This window comes from Roseateles sp. P5_E11, assembly GCF_054049355.1.
Genome location: NZ_JBFUMO010000300.1, coordinates 1 through 7,013 on the forward strand (window position 1 = coordinate 1; position 7,013 = coordinate 7,013).

Genomic DNA, 7,013 nt, shown 5'->3' on the forward strand with positions numbered 1-7,013 from the left:
CCCTTGGCGCAGTCGTCCTGGGCGATGCGCTCCTTGACGAGGCCGATGATGATGTCGTCGCTGACGAGGGCGCCCGAATCCATGACGGYCTTGGCGGCCAGGCCCATTTGTGTGCCGGCCTTGATAGCGGCGCGCAGCATGTCACCGGTGGAGATCTGCGGAATGCTGAATTGCTTGCAGATGAAGGCAGCTTGGGTGCCTTTGCCGGCGCCTGGCGCGCCCAGAAGGATCAATCGCATGGGTCTCCTCGTCTCGTCAGGACTGTGAAAAAGTCCTGCATAAATCAGCGGTCGAGTATCGCATGCGGCCTTATCTGAGCCTGACGCCGCAGACCCGCGTCAACCCTCGATGAGACGCCTCACGCGCTCCAGATCCTCGGGCGTGTCCACGCCGGGGCCGGGCCGCTCGTCGCTCACGTGCACGGCGATGCGCTCGCCGTGCCAGAGCACGCGCAACTGCTCCAGCGACTCGATCTGCTCCAGGGGGCTGACGGCCAGCGTGGGGAAGCGACGCAGGAAGCCGGCGCGGTAGGCATACAGGCCGACATGGCGCAGCGCGCCGTTGGGCTGGCCGCCGCCGTCGCGCCACCAGGCGATGGGCGCGCGTGAGAAATACAGCGCACGGCCGGCCTTGTCGGTGACCAGCTTGACGACATTCGGGTTCGCGAACTCAGAAGGATCGGTCAGCGCATGCGCGACGGTGGCCATCACGCAGTCGGCCTGGGCGGCCAGCATCAGTGCGCAGGCGTCGATCATGGCCGGTGCGATCAGCGGTTCGTCACCTTGCACGTTGACGACAACGGCGTCGTCAGCCAGCCCGAGCTGCTCGACGGCTTCGGCGAGACGGTCACTACCGGACGGATGGTCGGCCCGCGTCATCAGCGCGCGCACACCGTGGGTGGCGCAGGCGGCCGCGACTTCGGGCGCATCGGTCGCCACGACGATCTGGCTGGCACCGGACTCGGCCGCGCGGCGCGCCACGCGCACGATCATCGGCAGGCCGGCAATGTCGGCCAGCGGTTTGTTCGGCAGCCGCGTCGATGCCAGGCGCGCGGGGATGATGACGGTGAAGCTCATTGGTGCACCCGTCGGCCTGCGGCCTTGCCTGGCCGACAGCGCGGCCAGGCGTTCGCCAGGCATGGGATGCCCACAGGGCATCCCATGTCCGGGCTCACTCCCGCCAAGCGGGAGCGAGCTTGCTTGGGGCGGCCCGGCGCGGCGCTCACGGTGCCAGCACGACCGGTGGCGCGGGGGCGTCCGGGTCCCAGGCCTTGGCCTCGCTCTCCAGCATCAGCGGGATGCCGTCGCGAACGGGGAAGGCCAGGCGGTCGGCGCGGCAGGCCAGGGCCGGCAATTCCAGTCCGGCACCTTCACGCAGCAGCGTCAGCGGCCCCTTGCACAGGGGGCAGACCAGCATTTCGATGAGGCGTTGATCCATCAGGCGAGAGCGAAGAGTTTTTGCAGTTGGGTGTCCAGCGCGGCCTCGAAGCCGGCACCGGGCGAGAAGTCTAGCGCCACGACCCAGACGGGCAGGGCGCCGACGCGCTCGGGCGGCAGCTTCACGGCGTCTTTCTCGGTCAGCAGTACGGCGGCCGCGTCGGGGGGCCAAGGCAGGCTCGCGAAGTCGGCGTGGTCGGGCAGGGCCAGGCTGTCAAAGCGCAATCCAAGCGCTGCCAGCATGTCGAAGAAGCGCTGCGGCCTTGCCACGCCGGCAACGGCAAGCAGCCCCGGCCGCTCGCGCAAGGCCAGCAGCGTGTCCATCTGCGCCGGTTTGCCGGCCCACCAGTCGGCCAGCGTCACCGCGCCAGCCAGGCGGCGCCCGGCGACGAAGCCGGGCAGGGCGGTGCTCGGCTGCGGCGCGTTGTAGACGACGAGCTCGTCAGCCGCCAGCGCCGCAGGCGGCTGGCGCAAGGGGCCCGCGGGCAGCAGGCGGCCATTGCCCAGGCCGCGCTCATCGAACACCAGCAGGCTCAAGGCACGCGGCAGCCGCCAATGCTGCAGGCCGTCGTCGCTGACCAGCAGCTGCAGCCCGGGCTCGGCAGCCAACAAGGCGCGCGCCGCGGCGACGCGGTCGCGGCCGACCGCCACCGGCACGCCGCTGCGCAGATGGATGAGCAGGGGCTCGTCCCCGACTTCACGGGCCGTCGATACACCAGTGACGAGACGCACGCCGTCACTCTCGCGCCCGTAGCCACGCGAGACGACGCCAGCGCGCAGGCCGCGCGTGCGCAACATCGCCAGCAGGGCCAGCGTCGTCGGCGTCTTGCCGGCACCGCCGACGATCCAGTTGCCGACGACGATGACGGGCACAGGCAGCGTTTCGACGCGCTTGAAACCGATGGCATAGGCCAACCGGCGCAGCGCCAGCAGCGTGCGGTAGAGCCAGCTCAGCGGCAGCAGGGCGACCGACAGCGGCCCGCCGATCAGCCACTCTTGCTGGAGGCGGTCAGCGAGCGTCGGTTTGGGCAGCGAAGGTGACACGCGTCAGGCCGACGCGGCGCGCGGCGTCCATCACGTTGATGACGGCCTGGTGAGGCGTGGCGGCGTCGGCCGAGATGATCAGCGACGCGTCGGCGTTGCCGCCGGAGGCCTGGCGCAGCGCGGCGATCAGGATGTCCACGGAGCGGCCTTCCACCGGCTGGCGGTTGATGACGAAGCGGCCATCGGCGGCGATGCCGACGATGACCTCCTGCGGCCTGTCCTTCAACTTCTCCGCATCGGCCGAGGGCAGGGTGATCTGCAGCTCGGTGAACTTGGAGTAGGTCGTTGACAGCATCAGGAAGATCAGGATCACCAACAGCACGTCGATGAACGGGATGAGGTTGATCTCCGGCGGCTCGCGGTGTGGGGAGCGGAATCTCATGATGTCAGTTCATCCGTTGTGTGCAGCGCCTCACGCCGCGGACCGGCGCCGGGCCGCCCCTAGCCGGCCCGCAGGCGATGTGCTTGCGGCTCAATGCCGCAAGCATCGCCGTCCCCTCGGGGGACCGGTTGGGCGCGCCCGCGTTCAGCGGGGCGAGACCAGAGGAGGGGCAGTCCATTTCAGGCCGTGTAGCGGCGCAGCTGGCCCAGCAAGCGGTCTGCCGCCGCTTCGAGCTCGAGCACGTACTCCTCGATGCGGCCGCGGAAGTAGCGGTAGAACATCAGCGAGGGGATGGCGATCATCAGGCCGAAGGCCGTGTTGTAGAGGGCGATGGAGATGCCGTGCGCCAGCTGCGCGGGGTTGCCGCCGCCGGGTGTCTGGCTGCCAAAGATCTCGATCATGCCGACCACGGTGCCCATCAGCCCCAGCAGCGGCGCGGCCGTGGCGATGGTGCCCAGGGTGTTCATGTAGCGCTCGAGCTGGTGCACGGCGCGTCGGCCGGCAAATTCGAACACCAGGCGCAGCTTGCCCTCGGGCATCTGCKGCTCGGCAGTCACGGCGCGCAGGCCGGAAGCCAGCACCTCGCCGAGCAGCGAGTTTTCGGCCAGGCGGTCGACCATGTCGGGCGCGGGCAGTTGCTGGGCGCTGACGTTCATGACGTCCTCCAGCAGCCGCGGCGGCAGGATGCGGCTGGCGCGCAGGCTGGACAGCCTTTCGATGATCAGGGCCAGGGCCACCACGGAGCACAGGAGCAAGGGCCAGATCGGCCAACCGGCGGCTTGTATGATCGAAAACAAGGGCGTCCCCGTCGATGAAAAGGCCAGCAGGCCGGTCACAAAAACGGCCGCTGACGGCCGGATGAGTGCGCGGGATTATGGCCCCAGCCTTGCACGCCTCGGCCGATCTCCGCCACTGCGAAAGCGTTCTCACAATCCACCGTTACTGTGGATAACTTTGTGGGCAACGCAGCGGCGCTGGCCTGCAGAGGCCGTCAAATCAAGGCCTTGGACAAGTTGCCTCAAGTTTGAGCAGTGGAATTCGAATTGAAAAACAAGGCCTTATGTGCTCATGACAGCTCTGTGACGGGCGAAATGAGCCGAAATTGCCCGCCAGCCCAGTATTGGCGCGGCTGTGGACTTCCCGGCCCGCGCCGGCATTGGGTTTGCGCGTGATTGAGCCCCGCGAAGCCGCTTCAAATCGTCGTGTCTGGGGCGTGGCTGGTTTGCTGGAGGCGGTGAGCCAGAGCCTGGCTGAGCGCTTCTCGGTCGTCGCCGTTGGCGGCGAGATCACTGGCTTCACGCGCGCCGCCAGCGGCCACTGCTATTTCGGATTGAAGGACGCCGACGGCCATGCCGCCAGCCTGCGCTGCGCGATGTTCCGCCGCGCCGCCGCCATGCTGGACTTTGCGCCGGCCGAAGGCGTGCTGGTCGAGGTGCGCGGCCGCGTCGCCGTCTACGAGCCGCGCGGCGAGCTGCAGTTCGTCGTCGAGGCCATGCGCCGTGCCGGTGCCGGCACGCTGTACGAGCAGTTCCTCGCGCTGCGGGCGCGGCTGACGGCCGAGGGCCTGTTCGATGCCGACACCAAGCGCGCGCTGCCCACCCACCCGCGCCGCATCGGCGTCATCACGTCGACGGCCGGTGCAGCCCTGCACGATGTGCTGACGGCGCTGGCGCGGCGAGCGCCCCAGGTCGAGGTGCTGGTCTACCCGAGTCCGGTGCAGGGCGTCGAAGCGCCGCCGGCGCTGGTCGAAGCGCTGAGGCGCGCCAACGAGCGGGCCGAGGTCGACGTGCTGCTGCTGGTGCGCGGCGGCGGCTCGCTGGAGGATCTTTGGGCCTTCAATGACGAACGCGTCGTCCGCGCGGTGGCCAATTCGGCCCTGCCCATCGTCTGCGGCGTCGGCCACGAGACCGACGTGACACTGTGTGACCTGGCCGCAGACCTGCGCGCGCCCACGCCCACGGCCGCCGCCGAGCTGGCGGCGCCGTCGCGCGCCAGCCTGCTGCAGCACCTCGGTGCGCTGGAGCGCAGCCTGACCCTGCGCATCGACCATCGCCTGCAGACCCTCGCCCAGCGCCTGGATCGACTCGCGCTGCGCCTGTCCCGCCCCAGTGACGTGCTGGCCCGGCAACGGCGCCTGCTGGATCTGCTGGCCCAGCGTGCCGGCGCGGCGCCACGCCGGCGCGTCGAGTTGCAAGGCCAGCGGCTGACCCACCTGGAGCAGCGCCATGAACGCGCGCACCACGAGATCCTGGCGCGCCAGCACACCCGGCTGGACGCGCTGCAGGCCCGGCTGCAGGCCCTGGACCCGCAGCATGTGCTGGCGCGCGGCTACGCCTGGCTGGACGACGGCGCCGGCGGCGCGGTGACGTCCGTGCATGCCTTGCTGCCCGGCGCCGAGGTGCGCGCGGTGCTGGCCGACGGCAGCCTCGACTTGCGCGTTCTGGGGGTACAGCCTTCGCCGCAGGGGTGATTGGCTCTCCCTACAATCTTTGCGTTTCCCTTCCCCCCAACACCTGAGGACTCCACGATGGAACACACGCTGCCCCCGCTGCCTTACCCGATCGACTCGCTGGCCCCGCACTACAGCAAGGAAACGCTGGAGTTCCACCACGGCAAGCACCACAACGCTTACGTCGTGAACCTCAACAACCTGCAAAAGGGCACCGAGTACGAAGCCCTGACGCTGGAAGAGATCATCAAGAAGGCACCGAACCCGGGCCCGATCTACAACAACGCCGCCCAGATCTGGAACCACACCTTCTTCTGGAACTGCATGAAGCCGCAAGGTGGCGGCGAGCCCAGCAGCGCGCTGGCCGACGCCATCAACGCCAAGTGGGGCAGCTATGCCGCCTTCAAGGAAGCCTTCGTCAAGAGCGCCGTTGGCAACTTCGGCTCGGGCTGGACGTGGCTGGTGAAGAAGGCCGACGGCTCTGTCGACATCGTCAACACCGGCGCCGCCGGCACGCCGCTTACCGGCGCTGACAAGGCGCTGCTGACCGTCGACGTGTGGGAACACGCCTACTACATCGACTACCGCAACCTGCGCCCCAAGTTCGTCGAGACCTTCCTGAGCAATCTCGTGAACTGGCAGTTCGCTGAAGCCAACTTCGCCTGAGCGATTCGCCCCGAACAAAGGCCGGCCGATGCCGGCCTTTTTCGTTGGTTCGGCCTTTCGGGCCGAGCGCTGGGCCGCTCCCGAGCCGGCCCGCGTTGGCGATGTGCTCTCGGCTCGATGCCGAGAGCATCGCCGTCCCCTCGGGGGACCGACCAGATGCGCTCGCGTTCAGCGACGCGCAACTGGGCGAGGGGCGCCTATTGCGACACCTGAATGACGTGCCGCACCAGCGGATAGACCTGGTGCTGCCAGCGTCGCCCGCTGAACACGCCGTAGTGGCCGACGTTGGGCTGGATGTAGTGGGTGCGCATATAGGCGCGCAGGCTGCTGGCGAGGTCCTGGGCGGCCAGCGTCTGGCCGACAGCGCAGATGTCGTCGCGCTCACCCTCCACGGTCAGCAAAGCGGTGCGGCGGATGGCCGCCGGGTTCACACGCCGGCCCCTGAAGAACATCTCGCCGCGTGGCAGGTCGTAGGTCTGGAAGACGCGCTCCACTGTTTCCAGGTAGAAGTCGGCCGCGAGGTCGGCCACGGCCAGGTATTCCTCGTAGAACACGCGCGTGACCTCGGCCTTGTCGAACTCGTCGGCGACGAGGTGCTTGTAGTAGTCCTTGAAGGCGTTGGTGTGCCTGTCCTTGTTCATGCTCATGAAGGCCGACAGCTGCACGAAGCCCGGGTAGACGCGCCGCCCCGCGCCCGCGTGCTGCCAGGGCACATGGCTGATCAGGTTCTTCTTGAACCACGAGATGGGCTTGCTGGTGGCGAGTTCGTTGACGGCGGTGGGGCTGACCCGGCAGTCGATCGGGCCGGCCATCAGCGTCAGGCTGGCTGGCGTGGCGGGGTGGTCGTCCTCGGCCATCAGCGCCACGGCTGCCAGTGCGCTGACGCAGGGCTGGCAGACGGCCACCACATGGGCCTGCGGGCCGATGGCGGCCAGGAAGTCGATCAGGTGGCCGGTGTATTCGTCCAGCCCGAAGCGGCCGGCCGCCAGCGGCACGTCGCGCACGTTGTGCCAATCGGTGATGTAGACGTCATGGT

At 68.7% G+C, this 7,013-nt stretch carries 9 protein-coding genes; 2 read left to right on the top strand and 7 right to left on the bottom strand.

From position 1 onward, the window contains the following. The 6 genes from ACXJKR_RS19855 to ACXJKR_RS19880 form a co-directional block, all read right to left on the bottom strand. The coding region (locus ACXJKR_RS19855; RefSeq protein ID WP_457324276.1) for a nucleoside monophosphate kinase at positions 1 to 239 on the bottom strand (239 nt) is incomplete at its 3' end. 99 nt (positions 240 to 338) lie between these two features. Beyond that, positions 339 to 1,076 carry a 3-deoxy-manno-octulosonate cytidylyltransferase gene (gene kdsB / locus ACXJKR_RS19860; protein ID WP_457324281.1) on the bottom strand — a complete coding sequence of 246 codons (738 nt, stop codon included), beginning with the start codon at positions 1,074 to 1,076 and terminating at the stop codon, positions 339 to 341. A gap of 145 nt (positions 1,077 to 1,221) precedes the next feature. Further along, on the bottom strand, positions 1,222 to 1,437 hold the full coding sequence (locus ACXJKR_RS19865) for a Trm112 family protein (RefSeq protein ID WP_056197799.1): 216 nt from the start codon (positions 1,435 to 1,437) through the stop codon (positions 1,222 to 1,224). Next, positions 1,437 to 2,480, bottom strand: coding sequence for a tetraacyldisaccharide 4'-kinase (gene lpxK, locus ACXJKR_RS19870; protein ID WP_457324277.1), 1,044 nt, complete (start codon positions 2,478 to 2,480; stop codon positions 1,437 to 1,439). Before lpxK ends, ACXJKR_RS19865 begins: the two co-directional genes overlap by 1 nt. Next, complete coding sequence (locus ACXJKR_RS19875; RefSeq protein WP_056197797.1) at positions 2,446 to 2,862, bottom strand: ExbD/TolR family protein; 417 nt, start codon at positions 2,860 to 2,862, stop codon at positions 2,446 to 2,448. Before ACXJKR_RS19875 ends, lpxK begins: the two co-directional genes overlap by 35 nt. A gap of 179 nt (positions 2,863 to 3,041) precedes the next feature. Further along, positions 3,042 to 3,659, bottom strand: coding sequence for a MotA/TolQ/ExbB proton channel family protein (locus tag ACXJKR_RS19880; RefSeq protein WP_457324278.1), 618 nt, complete (start codon positions 3,657 to 3,659; stop codon positions 3,042 to 3,044). A gap of 371 nt (positions 3,660 to 4,030) precedes the next feature. Here ACXJKR_RS19880 and xseA point away from each other — a divergent pair, with 371 nt between their 5' ends. Next, positions 4,031 to 5,332 (top strand): exodeoxyribonuclease VII large subunit, encoded by a 1,302-nt coding sequence (gene xseA, locus ACXJKR_RS19885; protein WP_457324279.1) that lies wholly within the window; start codon positions 4,031 to 4,033, stop codon positions 5,330 to 5,332. 57 nt (positions 5,333 to 5,389) lie between these two features. Continuing rightward, positions 5,390 to 5,977, top strand: a complete 588-nt coding sequence (locus tag ACXJKR_RS19890; protein ID WP_056197793.1) for a superoxide dismutase — start codon at positions 5,390 to 5,392, stop codon at positions 5,975 to 5,977. Positions 5,978 to 6,174: 197 nt separating this feature from the next. On the opposite strand, the gene phaZ is transcribed toward ACXJKR_RS19890, so the two are convergent. Continuing rightward, a partial coding sequence (gene phaZ / locus ACXJKR_RS19895; protein ID WP_457324280.1) for a polyhydroxyalkanoate depolymerase occupies positions 6,175 to 7,013 on the bottom strand: 839 nt, incomplete at its 5' end.

Coding starts and splice junctions, on each gene's coding strand:
- ACXJKR_RS19890 (WP_056197793.1), top strand. CDS start 5,390: ATGGAACACACGCTGCCCCCGCTGCCTTACCCGATCGACTCGCTGGCC.
- ACXJKR_RS19865 (WP_056197799.1), bottom strand. CDS start 1,437: ATGGATCAACGCCTCATCGAAATGCTGGTCTGCCCCCTGTGCAAGGGG.
- kdsB (WP_457324281.1), bottom strand. CDS start 1,076: ATGAGCTTCACCGTCATCATCCCCGCGCGCCTGGCATCGACGCGGCTG.
- ACXJKR_RS19875 (WP_056197797.1), bottom strand. CDS start 2,862: ATGAGATTCCGCTCCCCACACCGCGAGCCGCCGGAGATCAACCTCATC.